Source organism: Mesorhizobium sp. B2-1-3A (assembly GCF_006442655.1).
GTDB lineage: Bacteria > Pseudomonadota > Alphaproteobacteria > Rhizobiales > Rhizobiaceae > Mesorhizobium.
Window position 1 is genome coordinate 157,056 of sequence record NZ_VFWK01000005.1, and the last position, 17,869, is coordinate 174,924.

21 protein-coding genes are annotated in these 17,869 nt (G+C 66.1%); 9 read left to right on the forward strand and 12 right to left on the reverse strand.

Translation table 11 applies throughout. The annotated features are described in order from the left end of the window. Positions 1-39: 39 nt before the first annotated feature. The 9 genes from FJ977_RS20990 to FJ977_RS21030 all read right to left on the reverse strand — a co-directional run bounded on the left by FJ977_RS20990 (position 40) and on the right by FJ977_RS21030 (position 7,814). Positions 40-261 (reverse strand): hypothetical protein, encoded by a 222-nt coding sequence (locus FJ977_RS20990; RefSeq protein WP_140774117.1) that lies wholly within the window; start codon positions 259-261, stop codon positions 40-42. Then, a complete protein-coding gene (gene arsK, locus FJ977_RS20995) occupies positions 262-1,503 on the reverse strand; it encodes an arsenite efflux MFS transporter ArsK (protein ID WP_140774118.1) in 1,242 nt (413 codons plus the stop codon). After that, positions 1,500-2,885, reverse strand: coding sequence for an NAD(P)-binding protein (locus FJ977_RS21000; protein WP_140774119.1), 1,386 nt, complete (start codon positions 2,883-2,885; stop codon positions 1,500-1,502). Before FJ977_RS21000 ends, arsK begins: the two co-directional genes overlap by 4 nt. A gap of 43 nt (positions 2,886-2,928) precedes the next feature. Continuing rightward, positions 2,929-3,249, reverse strand: coding sequence for a metalloregulator ArsR/SmtB family transcription factor (locus FJ977_RS21005; protein ID WP_140774120.1), 321 nt, complete (start codon positions 3,247-3,249; stop codon positions 2,929-2,931). Positions 3,250-3,314: 65 nt separating this feature from the next. Beyond that, the gene (arsC, locus tag FJ977_RS21010) at positions 3,315-3,737 is read right to left on the reverse strand and encodes an arsenate reductase (glutaredoxin) (RefSeq protein WP_140774121.1); all 423 of its coding nucleotides are present in this window, start codon (positions 3,735-3,737) and stop codon (positions 3,315-3,317) included. After that, positions 3,734-4,435 (reverse strand): MIP/aquaporin family protein, encoded by a 702-nt coding sequence (locus tag FJ977_RS21015; protein WP_140774122.1) that lies wholly within the window; start codon positions 4,433-4,435, stop codon positions 3,734-3,736. Before FJ977_RS21015 ends, arsC begins: the two co-directional genes overlap by 4 nt. Positions 4,436-4,445: 10 nt before the next feature. After that, on the reverse strand, positions 4,446-4,778 hold the full coding sequence (locus FJ977_RS21020; protein WP_140774123.1) for a helix-turn-helix transcriptional regulator: 333 nt from the start codon (positions 4,776-4,778) through the stop codon (positions 4,446-4,448). Between the two features lie 68 nt (positions 4,779-4,846). After that, entirely contained in the window at positions 4,847-6,760 is a 1,914-nt protein-coding gene (locus tag FJ977_RS21025; RefSeq protein ID WP_140774124.1) for a diguanylate cyclase, read from the reverse strand. A 148-nt stretch (positions 6,761-6,908) separates the two neighbouring features. Beyond that, positions 6,909-7,814, reverse strand: a complete 906-nt coding sequence (locus FJ977_RS21030) for a LysR family transcriptional regulator (RefSeq protein WP_140774125.1) — start codon at positions 7,812-7,814, stop codon at positions 6,909-6,911. Between the two features lie 93 nt (positions 7,815-7,907). On the opposite strand from FJ977_RS21030, the gene FJ977_RS21035 reads away from it, so the two are divergent. From FJ977_RS21035 to FJ977_RS21055, 5 genes are all read left to right on the forward strand, one after another. Continuing rightward, positions 7,908-8,792 (forward strand): aldo/keto reductase family oxidoreductase, encoded by an 885-nt coding sequence (locus FJ977_RS21035; RefSeq protein WP_140774126.1) that lies wholly within the window; start codon positions 7,908-7,910, stop codon positions 8,790-8,792. Positions 8,793-8,926: 134 nt separating this feature from the next. Beyond that, the gene (locus FJ977_RS21040) at positions 8,927-9,262 is read left to right on the forward strand and encodes a metalloregulator ArsR/SmtB family transcription factor (protein ID WP_140774127.1); all 336 of its coding nucleotides are present in this window, start codon (positions 8,927-8,929) and stop codon (positions 9,260-9,262) included. Next, positions 9,259-9,753: an SRPBCC domain-containing protein gene (locus FJ977_RS21045; protein ID WP_140774128.1), complete on the forward strand. Its 495-nt coding sequence runs from the start codon at positions 9,259-9,261 to the stop codon at positions 9,751-9,753. Before FJ977_RS21040 ends, FJ977_RS21045 begins: the two co-directional genes overlap by 4 nt. Next, the gene (locus tag FJ977_RS21050; RefSeq protein WP_140774129.1) at positions 9,743-10,567 is read left to right on the forward strand and encodes an alpha/beta hydrolase; all 825 of its coding nucleotides are present in this window, start codon (positions 9,743-9,745) and stop codon (positions 10,565-10,567) included. Before FJ977_RS21045 ends, FJ977_RS21050 begins: the two co-directional genes overlap by 11 nt. A 93-nt stretch (positions 10,568-10,660) precedes the next feature. Then, positions 10,661-11,410: a pseudouridine synthase gene (locus tag FJ977_RS21055; protein WP_140774130.1), complete on the forward strand. Its 750-nt coding sequence runs from the start codon at positions 10,661-10,663 to the stop codon at positions 11,408-11,410. A 24-nt stretch (positions 11,411-11,434) separates the two neighbouring features. Here FJ977_RS21055 and FJ977_RS21060 read toward each other — a convergent pair whose 3' ends face one another. Further along, positions 11,435-11,842 (reverse strand): hypothetical protein, encoded by a 408-nt coding sequence (locus FJ977_RS21060; RefSeq protein ID WP_140774131.1) that lies wholly within the window; start codon positions 11,840-11,842, stop codon positions 11,435-11,437. A gap of 72 nt (positions 11,843-11,914) precedes the next feature. Next, entirely contained in the window at positions 11,915-12,328 is a 414-nt protein-coding gene (locus tag FJ977_RS21065; protein ID WP_140774132.1) for a hypothetical protein, read from the reverse strand. 503 nt (positions 12,329-12,831) lie between these two features. On the opposite strand from FJ977_RS21065, the gene FJ977_RS21070 reads away from it, so the two are divergent. From FJ977_RS21070 to FJ977_RS21080, 3 genes are all read left to right on the forward strand, one after another. Beyond that, on the forward strand, positions 12,832-13,578 hold the full coding sequence (locus tag FJ977_RS21070; RefSeq protein WP_140774133.1) for an SDR family NAD(P)-dependent oxidoreductase: 747 nt from the start codon (positions 12,832-12,834) through the stop codon (positions 13,576-13,578). Positions 13,579-13,620: 42 nt separating this feature from the next. Further along, the gene (locus tag FJ977_RS21075) at positions 13,621-14,685 is read left to right on the forward strand and encodes a sigma-70 family RNA polymerase sigma factor (protein WP_140774134.1); all 1,065 of its coding nucleotides are present in this window, start codon (positions 13,621-13,623) and stop codon (positions 14,683-14,685) included. Between the two features lie 97 nt (positions 14,686-14,782). Further along, a complete protein-coding gene (locus FJ977_RS21080; protein WP_027044313.1) occupies positions 14,783-15,184 on the forward strand; it encodes a VOC family protein in 402 nt (133 codons plus the stop codon). A gap of 286 nt (positions 15,185-15,470) precedes the next feature. Here FJ977_RS21080 and FJ977_RS21085 read toward each other — a convergent pair whose 3' ends face one another. Continuing rightward, complete coding sequence (locus FJ977_RS21085) at positions 15,471-16,052, reverse strand: histidine phosphatase family protein (RefSeq protein WP_140774135.1); 582 nt, start codon at positions 16,050-16,052, stop codon at positions 15,471-15,473. A gap of 203 nt (positions 16,053-16,255) precedes the next feature. On the opposite strand from FJ977_RS21085, the gene FJ977_RS21090 reads away from it, so the two are divergent. Further along, positions 16,256-17,788, forward strand: a complete 1,533-nt coding sequence (locus FJ977_RS21090; protein WP_140774136.1) for an alkaline phosphatase family protein — start codon at positions 16,256-16,258, stop codon at positions 17,786-17,788. Positions 17,789-17,869 lie beyond the last annotated feature (81 nt).

Genomic DNA, 17,869 nt, shown 5'->3' on the forward strand with positions numbered 1-17,869 from the left:
TCCAGGAAAAGTGTTAGCGGTTTTCCGTCTGGAATTGCGTCAAAACAAAGAGTTAGAGCGTTTCACCGTTTCCATGAAACGGTGAAACGCTCTAGAAATTGCGCTGTAGGCAGCTTTGACCGGCACGCAGCCAAAGGCAATGCGGCCGTTGCCGGTGGCGGATCGACCGACGGCCGTCAGCGAAATCCGCCCGAGCCCTTGCGGCCCCAGCACCAAAGGCAGCGCCTCGCATAAATTCCGATGGCTGGGCACCGGCGACAATCATCCAGCCGCGTGCGGCGCGACCGCGGCCGTGCCGCTCTCCGCACCCTTGCGCGATTGCCGGCTGATCAGCGCGATGGCGGCGAAGGCCGCGATGCCGAACAGGCCGACCACGACATTGAGCCACAAGGCCGGCAGGACGCCGAGGCCTGATATCATCAGCGTCAGGCCGAATGGGGCGAAGGCGGAACTGAACTGGCGCGCCGCCGTGATCCAGCCGACATAGGAACCGTAGCGCTCCTGGCCGAACAATTCGAGCGGCAGCGTGCCGCCGACAATGCTCATCAGGCCCGAGCCGAAGCCGAAGAGCACGGCAAACAGCATGGCGCCGGGAACGGAGGGCGCCACCACCAGCAGCACCGCGAGGCCGCCGGCAAGGGCTGCGGTCGCGCCGAGCGCCAGCGATGTCTGCGACAGGCCCCGGCCGAACAGCATGTTGACCAGCCGGCTCGCCACTTGCGACGGGCCAAATAGGCTGGCGACCAGCACCGAGGCGCCGCCGAGGCCGACCAGCGTGAGCAGTGGCACCATCTGCACGAGAACAGCCGAAAGCACGAACCCCTCTATGGCAAATCCGGCCAGCACCAGGATGAACAGAGGCGACCATCGCCGGTCGGACGCCGGACCAGACAGGCCTGACGTCATCGGGACGATCTTCTCCCGCGCCTTGCCCGCGCCGCCCGGAAGCCGGGCCAGCCACCAATGGATCGGCAGGCAGACAAAGGCGTTGAGCGCGGCAAAGAGAACCAGCACCTCGCGCCAGCCGAGATGCTGGTGCAGCAGCGTCGTCAGGGGCCAGAACAGGGTCGAGGCGAAGCCGGCGATCAAGGTGAGATGGGTGATGGCGCGCCGCGCGCCGCCGAGCTGCACGATGGCGACGAAGGCCGTGCTGTAGAGCACGAAGCAGGAGGCAAGCTCCATGGCCAGCACGCCAAGGGCAAAGCCGGCACGCCCCGGCGCCAGCGCGCACAACAGCAACGCGCCCGCCGCCGCCAGCGATCCCGGCACCATCAGGCGCCCTGCCCCGACCCGGTCCGCAAGGCTGCCCGCGAACGGCGCCAGGATGGCGCTCGCCAGCAGCGACACCGACAGCACGGCGAACACCCATTGCTGCGACCAGGCGAGTTCTGCCGCCACCGCCGGCGCCAGGATGCTGTAGCTGTAGTAGAGCGTGCCATAGCCGATGATCTGGGTGGCGCCCAGCGCCCAGATGGCGGAAGCGGGGATCTTGCCGTCGCTCACTCGGCGGCTTCCATCTTGCCAGTGCAGCCGCAGCCGCCTTTGCCGGCGGCCTTCGCGTCGGCATCGGCCACGCAGCAGGCTTCGATCGCCGCCGGCGCCGGTCCGCCGCAACAGCCCTGCGAAGCGCCGCCCGCCGGCACCGTGCAGACGCCGGTTTCGGGCAGCACCAGTTGCACCGCGTCGGCCGCCGCCATGTCGCCGGCGATCGCCGCCGCGACCGAGCGAACCTGTTCGTAGCCGGTCAACAGCAGGAAGGTCGGCGCGCGGCCATAGCTCTTGATGCCGACCGTGTAGAAGCCGGGCTCCGGATGGCTGAGCTCGCGGTGGCCGTGCGGCGGCACGTCGCCGCAGGAATGCTCGTTGGGATCGATGAGCGGACCAAGGGCCTTGACGCTTTCCAGCCATGGATCGAGATCGAGCCTGAGCTCCCTGGTCAGCGAGAGGTCCGGACGCTGGCCGGTCGCGGCGATGATGCGGTCGACGGGGCCCAGTTGCATCAGGCCCTCCTCACCCTGCCTCGCCACGATCAGCCGGCCGTCATGCTCGCGGATCGCAAGCGTGGCAAAGCCCGTCACCAGCCGGACGCGGCCGCTTTCAGCGAGGTCGCGCACATCGGCACCGAGTTCGCCGCGCGCCGGCAACTGGTCGGCATCGCCGCCGCCATAGATGCGCACGAGGTCGGTTCCGCGCACCGCCCAGATGAAAGCCGTGCCGGGTTCGTCATCCGCCAGCCTGGCAAGGTCGAGCAAGGCGTTGGCCGCCGAATGGCCCGATCCGGCAACCAGCGTCGTGCGGCCGGCATAAAGCGCCCGGTCGCGGCCCAGGACATCGGGTATGCCGTAGGCGATACGGTCGGCGAACTCCGCCTCGCCCTCCGCCGCGATGCCGCCGGCGCCGAGAGGATTGGGCGTGCGCCATGTTCCGGAGGCGTCGATGACGGCCCGCGCGCTGTCGCGCCTGGTGCCGTCGGCGGTCTCGACGACGAGCATAAAGGGCCGCGCCCCGCGCTCGCTGCCGCGCACCTTGTCGGCGCCCCAGCGGGATATGGCCACGACACGCGCATTGGTCTCGATTGCCGGCGCGAGTTGGCTGGCAAGCGGCTCGAGATAGTGCGCGACGAGTTCATCGGCGGTGGGAAAAGCTTCCGGGTCCGGCATCCGCCATCCCTGGCTTTCGAGCAGCCGGCCGGCCGCCTCATCGACGCAATAGCGCCACGGCGTGAACACCCGGACATGACCCCAATCGCGCAGGCTGGCCGCGACGCCGCCGCCGGCCTCGTAGAGTTTTACCGGCAGGCCCCGGGCCATGAGATGAACGGCGGCCGCCAGCCCAACCGGACCGGCGCCGATGACGGCGATTGGCGGATCTTCTCGTGTGGCCATAGTTTCCATCCTTCCGGTATTATCGAAATAAAAGGCAAAAAAATCAGGCGGCCGCGTCATCCGCCGCCGGATTGCAAGCCGCATCGGCGCAGCATTCATCGGCCAGGAAGCCGATGAGATCGTTCATCATGGGGTAATTGGCGCGGCAGATCAGCGTCGTCGCCTGCCGCTCCTGGCTGACCAGCCCGGTCAGGATCAGGCGATGCAGATGGTGCGACAACGTTGAGGCGGCGATGCCGAGGCTTTCTTGCAGGACGCCGACCGGCCGGCCCGCCTCGCCGGCCCTCACCAGGATACGATAGAGGTTCAGCCGCGTCGGATTGCCGAGTGCTTCCAGCTGCTTCGCTGCTTGTTCGAGTTTCATGGAAATAGCATGCGGCCGGCGACAGGACTCGTCAAGGGTTATTTCGAAGAATATCGAAATAGCAGTCAGGCGACCCGCTTGCCGGCGGCATCGACGACGACCTCGCCGTCCTCCTTGGTGAACGGGCCGATGTCGGGATTGGGCAGGAAATCGAGCACCGCTTCTGACGGCCGGGCCAGCACGACGCCGAGCGGGCTCACCACGATCGGCCGGTTGATCAGGATCGGATGCGCCAGCATGAAATCGAGGATCTCGTCGTCGCTCCATTTGGGATCGCCAAGGCCGAGTTCCGCATAGGGCGTGCCCTTCTCGCGCAGCAGCGCGCGCGGCGTCATTCCCATCGCCGCGATCAGCTCGACAAGCTTTTCACGCGACGGCGGGTTCTTCAGATATTCGATCACCTCCGGCGCCTCGCCGGACTGGCGGATGATCGCCAGCGTGTTGCGCGACGTGCCACAGGCCGGGTTGTGATAGATGGTGATGGTCATTGCGCGGCTTTCATCTGGGTTGGGGTCTTGTCGGTAAGGGTCTGGGGTTCGGCCAGCAGCCAGCCGGCAAGCGCCAGCGCCAGCAGCGCGCCCGCCAGTTCCGCGGCTATGAAGGCCGGCACATCGGAGGGCCGGATCCCGGCAAACGTGTTCGAGAAGGCGCGGGCAATGGCCACCGCCGGATTGGCGAACGAGGTCGAGGCCGTGAACCAGTAGGCCGATGTGATGTAGAGCCCGACCAGCCACGGAATAGCGTCGCTCCGGAAGCGCAAGCCGGCAAGGATGGTGAAGACCAGGCCGAAACTCGCGACCAGTTCGGCCAGCCACTGCCCCTGCCCGCTGCGTACCGTCGCCGACACCTCGAGCAAGGGCAGGTCGAACATGGCATGGGCGACCAGCGTGCCGGCGAGGCCGCCAACAATCTGGACAGTGATGTAGCCCAGCGCCGCCGGCCAGCCGATCTCGCGCCGCAGCCCGAAAACCAGCGTGACGGCCGGGTTGAAATGGGCACCGGAAACCGGCCCCAGCGTGGTGATCAGCACCACCAGCATGGCGCCGGTCGGAATGGTGTTGCCGAGCAGCGAAAGTGCGACATCGCCGGTCAGCCGGCTGGCCATGATGCCCGAGCCGACCACCGTGGCAACCAGCATGGCGGTGCCCAGCGCTTCGGCCGCGAGACGGCGTCGAATGTCGGTCATGACTCCCGCCTCAACATTTGCAGGTCACGGCCTGGATGATCGGCTGGCAAAGCTCCGGCGCGCCGTTGCAGCAATCCTCCATCAGATAGGCGAGCAGATCGCGAAACCCGGTCATGTCGGCCGTATAGCGTATGCTGCGCCCTTCGCGCTCGGCACGCACCAGCCCGGCCCGGCCGAGGATCTTCAAATGCGCCGACATGGTGTTCTGCACCGTGCCCAGCCGTATGCCGATCTCGCCTGCCGGCACACCCTCGGCCCCGGCCCGGACCAGCAGCCGGAACACTTCCAGCCTTGTCTCCTGGCCGAGCGCGGCGAGCGCCAGCAATGCCGAAATCTTGTCCATCAATCCATTCATCCAGATTTATGGATTAATGGCAGCGGACCATGACAGGGCCGTGACAGCCAAAAGGCTCACGCCTTGCGCTGGGAACTCGTCGCGCGTGGTTCGCTGAGATGCGGGCGCCAGCCATGCACGCGGTCCCGTCCGGCAGCCTTGGCGCCATAGAGCGCCTCGTCGGCGCGCCGCAGGAGATCGGCGATCTCGATGTCAGCGCTGCCGTCGAACGTGCCGACCCCGATGCTGACGGTGACAATGCCCTTTTCGCTGCCGGCATGCGCGAGCCCGAGGTCGCGCACCTTGGCCCGCAGCGTTTCGGCGATGACGAAGGCGCCCCTTGCGTCGGTTTCCGGCAGGACGAGCGCGAACTCCTCGCCGCCATAGCGGGCCGCCGAGTCGCCGGGCCGGCGGGCCGTGGCGTCGATGCAGCGGCTGACGGCGCGCAGGCATTCATCGCCAGCCGGATGGCCATAGTGGTCGTTGAACCGCTTGAACCGGTCGACATCGATGATGAGCAGGCTGAGCGGCGCCATGGTGCGCCGGCCGCGACCGAATTCGCGCGCCAGCGCCTCGTCGAAGGCGCGCCGCGTCAACAGTTCGGTCAGCCCGTCGCGGTGCGCCAGGAGGTTCAGCTTCTCGTTGGCCGCCAGCAACTCGGCCTCGACCTGCTTGGCTTCGGTGATGTCGGAAAACACACTCAGGCTGCCGCCATCGCCAGTCGGCCGGGTCCGCACGTCGAGCCAGCGGCCGTCGGCGAACCGGACCTGGCGATGGTTGGCAATCGTCTGCATGGCCATGATGTCGGCGATCCACTCCTCGATCGCGTCCGATGGAGTAACGCTTTCGCCGCGCGCCACCGAGGCGCGCAGAATATCGCGGTAGTCGGCGCCCGGCACCCTTATGTCGGCCGTTTTCGGAAACAGGGCGCGGTACTGCGCGTTGCACAGCACCAGCCTGCCGTCCGGGTCGAACATCACCAGGCCGTCCGCCATATGCGTCAGTGCGTCTCCGAGCCTGGCCTGGCTTTCCGCCAGTTCGGTCTCCAGCTGCTTGCGCTGGGTGATGTCGCGATTGTGCGTGATCAGGCCGACGATCGTGCCGGCCTTGTCGCAGAACGGCGCCTTCAGCGTCGCCAGCCAGGCATCGGTGCCGTCCTCATGGTGCACGTGCTGTTCGATGGTGGAGGCGACGCCGGACGCCAGCACCGCAAGCTCGTCCTCGCGGAATTCCTGCGCCGTTTCAGGCGGATAGAAGTCGAAATCCGTCTTGCCGATGAGTGCCTTGGTATCAGCCGCCTGCATCAGTTCGGCCGTTGCGGGATTGGCGGCGATGAACCGCCCATCGAGGTCCTTGACATTGAGGCAGTCGGGCAAGGTCTCGACCACCGCCTTGAAGATGCGCCTCGACTGCAGCGCCTCGATGCGCCGCCGCTCCTGGTAGATCGCCAGCCCGGACATCGCCACGGAGACAAAGATGAGCAATGTGGAGGGAAACACCACTTTCGGCAAAACCGTCTCGATAACAGGCTGCGGCAGGACGCTGAGGCCAAGCAGCGATCCGCATGCGGTGGCGGCACCCAGGATCATGATATCGCCCATGCCGGGCGACCGGCCCCTGAGCGCAAGATTGCCGGCAATACCGACCAGCATGGTGGCCGCGATGCCGACCGCGCCGGCGAAGGCGCCGACACCACCCTCGAAAGAGCGGAAGGCGCCGGCCATGACCCCCGCGACGATACCGGCGACAGGACCGCCGAAGAAGCCGGCAACGGCAATCATCGTCGCCCTGAGATCGACCAGGACGCCCGGCTGCAACTGCATGGGTGTCAGCATCAGGATGATGGCGCCGGCGCCCATCAGCAGGCCGAAAGCCGTAGCCTTTACAGCGGCCGGCCTGCGGTCCAGCCACACATGCGTGTGGATCCAGACCGAAACGAACATCGCAACGACCGCGAGATTGGCCAGCAATTCGGACCAGGGCGAACCCATTTTCCTGCGCGTCCCCCTTCTTCCATGCGTCGAGGGTGCGTCGGCTATTGGCGACGCTGCCCCCGTGGATAAGGCGGGCGAGGAAACAAAGTGTTACGGATCGCGCTTGGATTGTCCGGATGTGCCAGCAAGTTGCATAGGCGCACGCTCACCCCCAGCGCATCGTGCCGACAAAATCGATGAAGGCGCGCAGCGGTGCCGGCGTGAGGCGGCGGCCGGGATAGTAGAGGAACGGCCCGGAAAATTCCTGCCACCAGGGTTCCAGCACCGGCTCCAGCCGGCCATCGTCGAAATAGGGTCGCAGCCAGTCCTCGAACAGCGAGACGATGCCGCCGCCGGCAACCGACACTTCGAGCGCAAGGGCCATTGCCGTGCCGGTGCTTACCAGCAGCGGCCCGGTCGGTTCGACGCTCACCACCTCGCCGTCGCGTTCGAATTCCCAGGCCGGCGTCAGGCCGCTGGCGAAGCGGCCGCGCAGGCAGGCATGGTCGAGCAGGTCGCGCGGGTGCCCGGGCCTGCCGTGCCGGTCGAGATAGGCCGGAGCGGCGGCGGTGGCAAAGCGCTGCCGGCGCGGACCGATCGGCACGGCGATCATGTCCTGCTCCAGCCGCTCGTCATAGCGGATGCCGGCATCGCAGCCGCTCGCCAGTATGTCGACGAAACTGTCCTCGGCGGTCACTTCCATGCGGATCTCGGGATAGGCGGCGAGGAACGGCGGCAACAGGCGCGGCAGCACCAGTTTCGCCGCGACGACGGGCACGTTGAGCCGCAGCGTGCCGGCCGGGCGGCCGCGAAAGCCGTTGACCACGTCGAGCGCCGCCTCGACCTCGCCGAGCGCGGGGCCGAGCCGCTCGAGCAGCCGGGCCCCAGCCTCGGTGGGGGCGACGCTGCGCGTGGTGCGGTTGAACAGCCGCACGCCGAGCCCGTTCTCCAGCCGCCGCACCGTTTCGCTGAGGCTGGAGGCGCTGACGCCGCCCACCCGTGCCGCTTCGCGAAAGCCGCCGGCGCGCGCCACCGCCATGAACGCCTGGAGGTCTCCGAGATCCGTCGCCATTGTTCGCCTTTCCGCACAGGGTGTGCCGATTGCACCATATTATCGTGCAAGCGCGCTTTGTCTACATTGGGCCGATCCAAAGGAGATGAGACTATGACCGACATCAGCAAGGCCGGAACCTTCAAACTCGGCGACCGCACCGTGAAGCGCCTCGGCTACGGCGCCATGCAACTGGCGGGGCCGGGCGTCTTCGGTCCGCCGAAAGACCATGATGGCGCCCTCGCCGTGCTGCGCGAGGCGATCGCCAGCGGCGTCGACCACATCGACACGTCGGATTTCTATGGCCCGCACGTCACCAACCAGATCATCCGCGAGGCGCTGCACCCCTACCCCGCCAGCCTCACCATCGTCACCAAGATCAGTGCCCGGCGCGGCGCCGACGCATCGTGGCTTCCCGCAATGTCGCCGCCGGAACTGACGCAGGCCGTGCATGACAATCTGCGCAATCTTGGCCTGGACGTGATGGAGGTCGTGAACCTGCGCTCCATGCATGGCATCCACGGCCCCGCGGAAGGATCGCTCGAGCCGCAATTGAACACGCTCGCCGAATTGCAGCGCCAGGGCCTGGTGCGCCATATCGGCATGAGCAACGTCACCCGCGCCCAGATCGCTCAGGGTCGCGGCATCGCCGACATCGTCTGCGTCCAGAACCAGTACAACATCGCGCATCGCGAGGATGACGCGCTGATCGACGAGCTGGCCGCCGACGGCATCGCCTATGTGCCCTTCTTCCCACTCGGCGGCTTCACGCCGCTGCAGTCGGACACGCTGGCCAATGTCGCCCGCAAACTTGGCGCGACCCCCATGCAGGTGGCGCTCGCCTGGCTGCTGCAGCGCTCGCCCAACATCCTGCTCATCCCCGGCACGTCGTCGGTCGGCCATCTCAGGGAAAACCTGGCGGCGGCGGAACTGAAGCTGCCAGCCGACGCGGTCGAGGTGCTGAACGGCATCGCGAACGAGGTCGGGCAAGCGGCCTGAAACGTCCAGCCGGGGCGGAAACGCCCTCCCCGGCGGATGCTTCCACAAGCGCCCACACCACTCCGTAAGCGCGTTGACGGCGCGGCTGGAACCGTTTATAGAACCAATTAGTTCCAGAACTGATTGGTTCCGTAATGGCTGTTGAACCCTCCCTCGACGACACATTCGCGGCGCTGGCCGATCCGACGCGCCGGGCGATCCTGGCCCGGCTGCTCGATGGCGAGGCCTCGGTCGCCGAACTGGCGCAACCCTTCGCGCTTACCGTGCGCGCCGTCTCCAAGCATGTCGGCGTGCTGGAACAGGCCGGCCTCGTTACCCGCAGCCGGGCGGCTCAAAAACATCTCAGCCGCATCGAACTCAAGCCGCTGCGCGACATCGACCGCTGGCTCGACGACTATCGCAAGCTGTGGGAAGACCGTTTCGATCGCATGGAGGACCTGTTGCGGCGCGGCGCGGACAGGCCGGAATGAGCGCGCCCGCTACCGCCGACCGCAGCTTTGCCATCGAGCGGATTTTCGGCGCTCCGGTCGAGCGCGTCTTCCGGCTATGGACCGATCCGCTTCTGGTGGCGCAATGGTGGGGCATCAGGGATTGCACCATCCCCCATTGCGTGCTCGACGTGCGCGCCGGCGGCCGCTGGCGCATCGACATGCTCACCGCCGGCGGGGCGCTCTACCGCAACCGGGGCAGCTATCTCGAAGTCGTCGAGAACGTCAGGCTGAGTTACAGCGACGAACCGGATCCTGAAATCCGCGAATGGGCCGGCAAGCCGCCGGGCCACAGCCGCCACACCGTCACCTTCACACCGGACGGCGCGCGCACCCATGTCCATTTCGAAGTCACCTTGGCCAGCGTCGCCGACCGCGAACGCCTGCTGGCGCTCGGCATGCGCGGCGGCTGGACGCAGAGCTTCGACCGGCTGGAACAGCTGATAGGCAAGGGAACCAACCATGCTGGCTGAGAACGCGAAACCGACCACGCAAGCCGCCTCGTCGCGGGATGGAACGCCGATCGCCTGCGAGCGCCGGGGCCAGGGTTATCCGCTCATCCTCGTCGATGGCGCGCTCTGCTCCCGCGCCATGGGCCCGAGCGGCCCTCTGGCCAAGGCGCTGGAAGGCGATTTCACCGTTTTCCGCTACGACCGCCGTGGTCGCGGCGACAGCGGCGACACCTTGCCCTACGCGGTCGAGCGTGAGGTCGACGACATCGAGGCCGTGCTGCGGGCGGCCGGTGGTGAAGCCTATGTTTGGGGCATGTCCTCAGGCGCCATGCTGGCCCTGATGGCGGCGACCCGCTTGCCCGGCATCAGGAAGCTGGCGCTCTACGAAGCGCCGCTGATCGTCGACGACAGCCGCGCCGCCACGCAAGGCGACTGGACAACGATCAGGCAAGCCATCGCGGATGACAGGCGTGGCGACGCTGTGGGCGCCTTTCTCAAATCGGTCGGCATGCCCGGCCTGCTGATCGCGGTCATGAAGCTGACGCCGATCTGGCGCAAGCTCAAGGCGGTGGCGCATACCTTGCCCTATGACGGCGCCATCGTCGCCGGCGACCAGCTCGGCAAGCCGCTGGACCCCGCCCGCTGGGCTTCGCTCGGCGTGCCGACACTGGTGACCGATGGCGGAAAAAGCCCGCTTTGGATGCGCCATGGTAACAAGGCGTTGGCGCAGGCCCTGCCAAATGCCCGTTACCAGACGCTGGCAGGCCAGAACCATATGCTGAAGTCAGCCGCGCACGCGCCGGTGCTGACCGCATTTTTCAACGGGCGCGATTGAGCGACCGGCCCCTTCGGCGCGGCCGGTGTGCGGCTTGCGGAGCCATCGCGGCCCGTGCCATCTGTCTGATGCAACCGACATATCCGGATCAGCATGGCATCAAGACCACCACCCACCGGCAGGCCGGCCAAAGCCGGCGTCAGCCTGAACCGCGCGCTCTCCAAGCTCGGCCTGTGCTCGCGCACGCAGGCCGAGGTGCTGATTACCGCGGGCCGCGTGCGCGTCGGCGGCAAGGTGGTGCGCGATGCCGCACTGCGCGTCGACCTCAACCGCGACCGCATCGTCGTCGATGGCGAAAAGCTGGTCGCCGAGCGCAAGGTCTATGTCATGCTCAACAAGCCGCGCGGGCTGGTCACCACCCGCGACGACCCGCAGCAGCGCGACACCGTCTATGCCTGCCTGGAAGGGCTCGACCTGCCCTTCGTCTCGCCGGTCGGCCGCCTCGACAAGGCTAGCGAAGGCCTGCTCTTGATGACCAACGACACGCACTTCGCCAACCGGCTGATGGACCCGGCCTCGCATTTGCCCAAGACCTATCATGTGCAGGTAGGCACGGTGCCCGACGAAACGATGCTCGAGACGTTGCGCGCGGGCGTCACCGTCGACGGCGAGACCCTGACCGCCAATTCGATCGCGCTTTTGCGCAGCGGCGGCCGCACCGCCTGGCTGGAGATCGTCCTCGACGAGGGCCGCAACCGCCACATACGCCGCCTGCTCGCCGCCCACGGCATCGAGGTCAAGCGCCTCATCCGCATCGCCATCGGCCGGCTGCCGCTCGGCGACCTCGCCAAGGGCACGGCGCGTCATCTGACGCCGGAGGAGTTGGCGCTGGTGGGGGAGTGAGCAGCGATGTTTGCGCGTGCAGCGTTAGTCGACGTCGATGCTCACGACCGTCTTGTGGGCATTTCCCATATAGGTATGGGTCGAAAACGTGACCTCGTCATGTCCCTTGAACCCGGGATTCGAGCGGTAGAGCCCCTTGATGCCGTTGACCTTGTGCGAGTTGCATTTCCAGCGCTCATTCGATTTGGGGAAACCGGAATAGAGCTTTGCGTGCACAAGCCTGACCTTGCCGTGGCTTGGGCCGGCGATGACCCTGACATCGTTGGCGCCCGCGCTCGAACAGTCCTCATTGAGACTCACATCCCTGAGGATATAGATTTCCTGTCCGGACAGCGCCGTCTTTCGATAGCTCTCCGTCCCCGCGGCCGCCGGCCAGGCCGCCAATCCCAGAACCGTCAATGCCGCGACGAAACCTGCGGTTTTATGCACCATTTTTCAGCGATCTCCTGGCTGCATGAAGTCTCCTCCGGCCGAGAGGCGGGCGATTGCGGCATCGCTTTCCCGCTACTCGACCTTGATGTTGGCGACAAATCTGAAGGCATTGCCCTCATAGGTGTGGACCGAGAACGTGACCTGGTCCCAACCCGTGAACCCGGATTTCGACCGGTAAAGCGCCTTGACGCCATCCACCATGCGGGCATTGCATTTTGAACGCTCGTTGGATTTGGAATAAGTCGGATGAACCTTGCCGTGAACGAGTTTCACATTTCCATGGCTCGGGCCGGAGACCACTCGCACGTCATCCTTGCCGGCGCTGGAACAGTCCGGGTTCAGGGTCGTACCACCGAAGACATAGATCTCCTGGCCCGAAAGCGCAGTCTTCTGGTAGGTGGATGAGCGGGTGTAGGCAGCGGCCGGAAAGGCCGTAAATCCCAGAAGCGCAAGCCCCGTAATGACACTTGTCGCGCGGCAATTCATGCCAGCTCCCCCAACCTGTGAATTCTCCCACCGACGGTTTTATGACAGCCGCAGGAAAGCGGCCAATCACGGAAGCAGTCGCATCCATCAATTCATGGTTATCAGCACAGAATCGAGACAAGCTCCCGTGGCCTCGACTTTCAATATTCAGCCTGCACGGGACAGGAAGATACAGTCGCAAGATCGCTTGAAAAGAGTCGTAAAAGGTCATCCGAGCCAAGAACAGGGCGCCTTGCGAAACAATGGAGAGGCCACTTGCGTGCCGGGTATTCGCCAGAGATCTGCGAATAACACGCGATCGGACACCGCCTGCCGCCAAAGACTGGCCAGCTGAGCGGCGAACCGCATTTGACTGGCCTGCCGCTGACCGCAAGAGATTGGCCGGAGCCCCACCTTGGCATCGCCTTGGAAAAAATTCTCGTCCCACCGATGATTTCCGCCCGCCCGCGCTGTCTTCACCTACAGGCGCCGGAATTGTCCGGACCGGAAATGCGAGGTGATCCATGGGATCGTTGCAAGGTCAAAATGTCGTCGTGGTCGGAGGCAGCCGGGGTGTCGGCCGTTCGATCGTGGAAGCTGCACTCGGCGAAGGCGCAACCGTGCTTGCCGTCGCCCGCGGCGCGGAAGCCTTGAAGGAGCTTTCCTGGGAAGCGTCCGGGGTCAGGACGCTGGCCGCCGACGCCACGCAGGACACCGCCCCCGATAGGGTGTTCGCCGCGCTGGAGCCGGACGTGCTGGTGATCTCGGCCGGCGCCTTCGCTCCGTCGGCCCCCATCCAGGACCAGAGCTGGGAAGACTTCTCGGCGAATTGGGAGACCGACGTCAGGGCCTCGTTCCTGTTCTGCAGGGCCGCCCTTCAGGGCCGGCTGAAGCCCGGCAGCCGCGTGGTGCTGATTTCCAGCGGCGCGGCGCTGAGCGGCGGACCGCCGAACTCCGGAGGCTATTCCGGCGCCAAGCGCATGCAGATGATCCTTGCCGCCCACAGCCAGAAGGAAACCGACCGGCTTGGCCTTGGCCTGCGCTTCATGGCTCTGGCGCCGATGCGCATCATGGCCGGCACCGGCGTCGGCGAGCGCGGCATAGCGGGCGTCTCCGCCTATCTCGGCATCAGCCCGGCGGATTTCATGGCCAGCATGAGCGACGTGCAGACACCCGCCGATGTCGGACGCGCGGTGGTCGTGATGGCTGGCGGCAAGATGCCGGGCACCGCCTTCACCGTGAGTGGCAGCGGCCTTGCCGCGGCCGCGTGAGGCGCGCAGGATGACGGCCGCAACCAGCATGGCGGGCTCGACATGACAGACGCTCCCGGTGCTTCCGAGCCCCAGGATCGAACAGACCGGCCGGTTCTCGACCGGCCGGCCTTCGAGCGCCTGGCCGCGACCCACCGACGCGAACTCAAGCTCCACTGCTACCGGATGATGGGCTCGCTGCACGAGGCCGACGATCTCGTCCAGGAAACGTTCCTCAAGGCCTGGCGCGGCCGCATGCAATTCGACGGGCGCGGCTCGCCGCGCGGCTGGCTCTACACGATCGCCACCAATGCCTGCCTCAACGCCATCAAGGCACGATCGTCGGCGCACCGCATTCTCGAAGAGCCCGCACGGCCGCCGACCGAAGGACCTGCCGTCGCCGGGCCGGCAGCCGGGCTTTCCTGGCTGGAGCCCTACCCCGACGCCGAGCTGCCGGACCTTGTCGATGGCGAGCCCGGCCCGGACGCGCGCTACGAGACCGGCGAAGCGGTGCGGCTGGCCTTCGTCGCCGCCATCCAGCTGCTGCCGCCCCGGCAACGCGCGGCCCTTTTGCTGTGCGATGTATTGGGCTGGTCGGCGCTGGAGACCGCGCAGTTGCTGGGCGGCACGACCGCCTCGGTTAACAGCGCCCTGCAGCGGGCGCGGGCTACGCTTGGCCAGTGTTACCCCCAGGGTCGCCCCTTGCAGCGATCGCAGCCCAACCCCGAAGAGGGCCTGCTGCTCGAACGCTATGTCAGGGCTTGGCAGGCCGCCAATCTCGACAGCTTCATCGAACTGCTGCGCGAAGACGCCACCTACCACATGCCGCCATGGCACGACTGGTACCAGGGCCGCCCCGCGATCCACGATTTCTTCAAGAGCGTATGGGGCAATTTCGCCGGCTACCGCGCCGTGGCCACGCGGGCCAACGGCCAGCCCGCCGTGGCGATCTACGCGCGGCGCCACCAGGACCCCGAATGGCGCGCGCAATCGCTGCACGTCATCGAGCCGGCCGATGGCGCCATCGCCTCGCTGACGGTCTATGTCGGCCCGCTCGGCGCCGGCCTATTCGCCGCCTTCGGCCTGCCACCAATGGTGCAGGAGAGCTGGTCCGAATCGGAAGCGTGAAGCCCGCATCTCTCTCCTGACAGAAAGCTGGCAGGAGGCCTGGCCTATAGATCGGTTGGGAGCCCGGCCGCGGCTTCGACGATCAAGGAGCCCTGCGATGAATTTCGTTTCTGTCCGCATCATCACATCTGATGTCCAGCGCCTCGTGCGCTTCTACGGCGAGATCACCGGCATGCCGGTGACGGTCTACACCGAGGATTTCGCCGAACTGGCGACGCCTTCCTGCACGCTGGCGATCGGCAGCACGCGCACCCTGATGCTGTTCGGCGGCGACATCGCCCGCCCCGCCGACAACCACACAGCCATCCTCGAATTCCGCGTCGGCGACGTCGATGCCGAATTCGCCAGGCTGTCCGATTTGATCAGGAACGTGACTGTGCAGCAGCCGACCACCATGCCCTGGGGCAACCGCTCGCTGCTGTTCCGCGACCCCGACGGCAATCTGGTGAACTTCTTCACGCCCGTGACGGCGGAAGCGATCCGGAAGTTCGATAAATAGGGGGCGGGTTGCGCAGGTTTCGCCGTTCCCCAAACATTCGGAATAGCCGGAGCCTCCCCGCGTTCGTCATCCTAGGGCGAAGTAGGAGCGAAGCTCCGTCGCGGAGACCCTGGGATCCATGCCGCGACATTTGTCGGAGAACGCAGCGGAGCAATATTCTGCACCGCGGCAGTGCTCGGAGGTCGCGGCATGGATCCTCGGGTCTGCGCCGCGTCGCTGCGCTCCTTGCTCCGCCCGTGGATGACGAAGCCACGGCGTTTCCCGCCGAGCCAGCGTTGCTTTCCGGCTACTTCAGGTTCCACCTGCGCACGACCGGCTCGCTGAGATCGTGCTCGTAGCCGAGCACGCTGATGCTGGCCGTATCGAGCACGAACAGCGCCCCGCCTTCCGGCGGCAGGCCGAGCCATCGGGCGGCAAGCACGCGCAGGAAATGCGCGCTGGAAAATATCAGGATCGAGCCGCCGGCTTCACGAATCTGTCTGATGATCCTGTCGGCGCGGGCGCCGACATCGGCCGCCGTCTCGCCTTGCGGGCAGCCGTCGCGAAAGACGGTCCAGCCCGGCCGCTCGGCCAGGATCTCCTTGGTGGTGCGCCCCTCATAGGCCCCGTAGTCCCACTCCTGCAGATCGTCGTTTCTGACGCTTGTCGCGCCAAAGCCGGCAAGCACGCTGGTGTTGTAGGCGCGCTGCGAGGGACTCGACCACACCGCCGAGAACGAAAGGCCCTTGAGCCGCTCCGCCACCCCCCGCGCGGCGGCTTCACCCGCCGGCGTCAACGGCATGTCGGTGCGCCCGGTATGCTGCCCCGAAAGGCTCCACGCCGTCTCGCCATGCCGGACCAGATGGATCTGCGGATATGCGTTGCTCATACGCTCGGCCTTTCGTTGGTGTCGGCCAAGCTGTAGCGGTCGGCGCAACACAGCGAAAGACCCGGCGGCGACGCAGCACCTTCAGCGCCATCACCGCTGGCTTACGAATCCGTAAGGTCCTTGCCAACGCGTTTTCATGAACCTGTCATATCCACTCGCCTATCCTTGATCCATCGCGGGGCTGCGAGACGAGGGACACTTCAATGAAAACGCTATCTCTGGCGCTGGCGGCGGGCACGCTGACGGCGGCGTTCGCTGGCACGCTGTCTGCTTCCAGCGCCGTCGCCGCACCCTACAAGCACGTGTTGCTTATCAGCGTCGACGGGCTTCATGCGCTCGATCTGGCAAACTATGTCGCGGCAAATCCGGCAAGCTCGTTCGCCGCGCTCGCCCATACGGGGATTTTCTATCCCAACGCGCTGACCAGCGCCCCGTCCGACTCGTTCCCTGGCTTTGTCGCACAGGTGACCGGCGGCACGCCCAAATCGACGGGCGTGTTCTACGACGACAGCTACGACCGCACCTATTTCGCGCCGGCCTCGGATTGCAAGGGCGAGCCGGGCGCCGAGGTGGCCTTCGCCGAGAACATCGACGTCGATTCGACGCGCCTTGATGGTGGCGGCAAGCCGGGCGATTTCCGCAGCCAGATCGACCCGGCAAAGTTGCCGATGACGCTGATCAAAGGCAAGTGCTCGGTGGTCTATCCGCATGATTTCGTGCGGGTCAACAACGTCTTCGAGATCGTGAAAGCGCATGGTGGCCGCACGGCCTGGTCCGACAAGCACCCGGCCTACGAATGGCTGAACGGACCTTCGGGAAAAGGCGTCGACGACCTCTATGCGTTGGAACAGGACAGCCTGATCCCCGGCACGAAGGTCAAGACGACCGGCAGCTTCAAGGCCGAACGTGACTTTGACGAAGCGCGGGTCCAGGCGGTGATCAACGAAATCAAGGGCCTCGACAGCACCGGCGCGCATCATGTTGCGGTTCCCGCGCTTTTCGGCATGAATTTCCAGGCGGTGAGCGTGGGGCAGAAGCTTCCCAAGGCCGGTCCCGGCGACGAGGCCGGTCTGGTCGGCGGCTATGTGGATGCCAGCGGCGCGCCGGGCAATGGTCTTGCGGGGCAACTCGCCTATGTCGACGGCGCCCTCGGCGAACTGATGGCCGCACTCAAGGGCAATCATCTCGCCGACTCGACCCTGATCATACTGGCCTCGAAGCATGGCCAGTCGCCTATCGACCCGGCGACGTTCCAGCCACTGGACGATGATCCGTACACGAAGACACCGGGCTACGCCTTCCACATCGCCGACGACGCCGCGCTGATCTGGCTCAAGCCGCAAGACAGGGTGAAGAACCTCGCGGCGGCGCAGGATTATCTCGAGAAATCGGGCAAGGCTGAAGGCATCGCCCAGATCCAACCGCCGAATGCGCTGGCTCTCGCCTATCAGGATCCGGCCACCGACAGCCGTACGCCGGACTTCATAGCCACGGTCAATCCGGGTGTGGTCTACACATCCGGTTCGAAGATTGCCGAGCATGGTGGCGCCAATGCGAACGATCGCAACGTGGCGCTCCTCATCAGCGGTCCTTCGCTCAAGCCGAGGTCGGTGCCAGCCCTGGTGCAGACGACACAGGTGGCGCCCACCATCCTGCGGGCCCTTGGCTATGACGCGAACGAACTCCAGGCCGTGAAGCTCGAAGGCACCCAGGAGCTGCCGGCGACGCCGTTCTAAGCCTGGAACGGGATCATACGGTTTCACAATTGGCCGCCGGGCATGCCCGGCGGCCAATTGCTTGCGACCGGCATTGTTTGC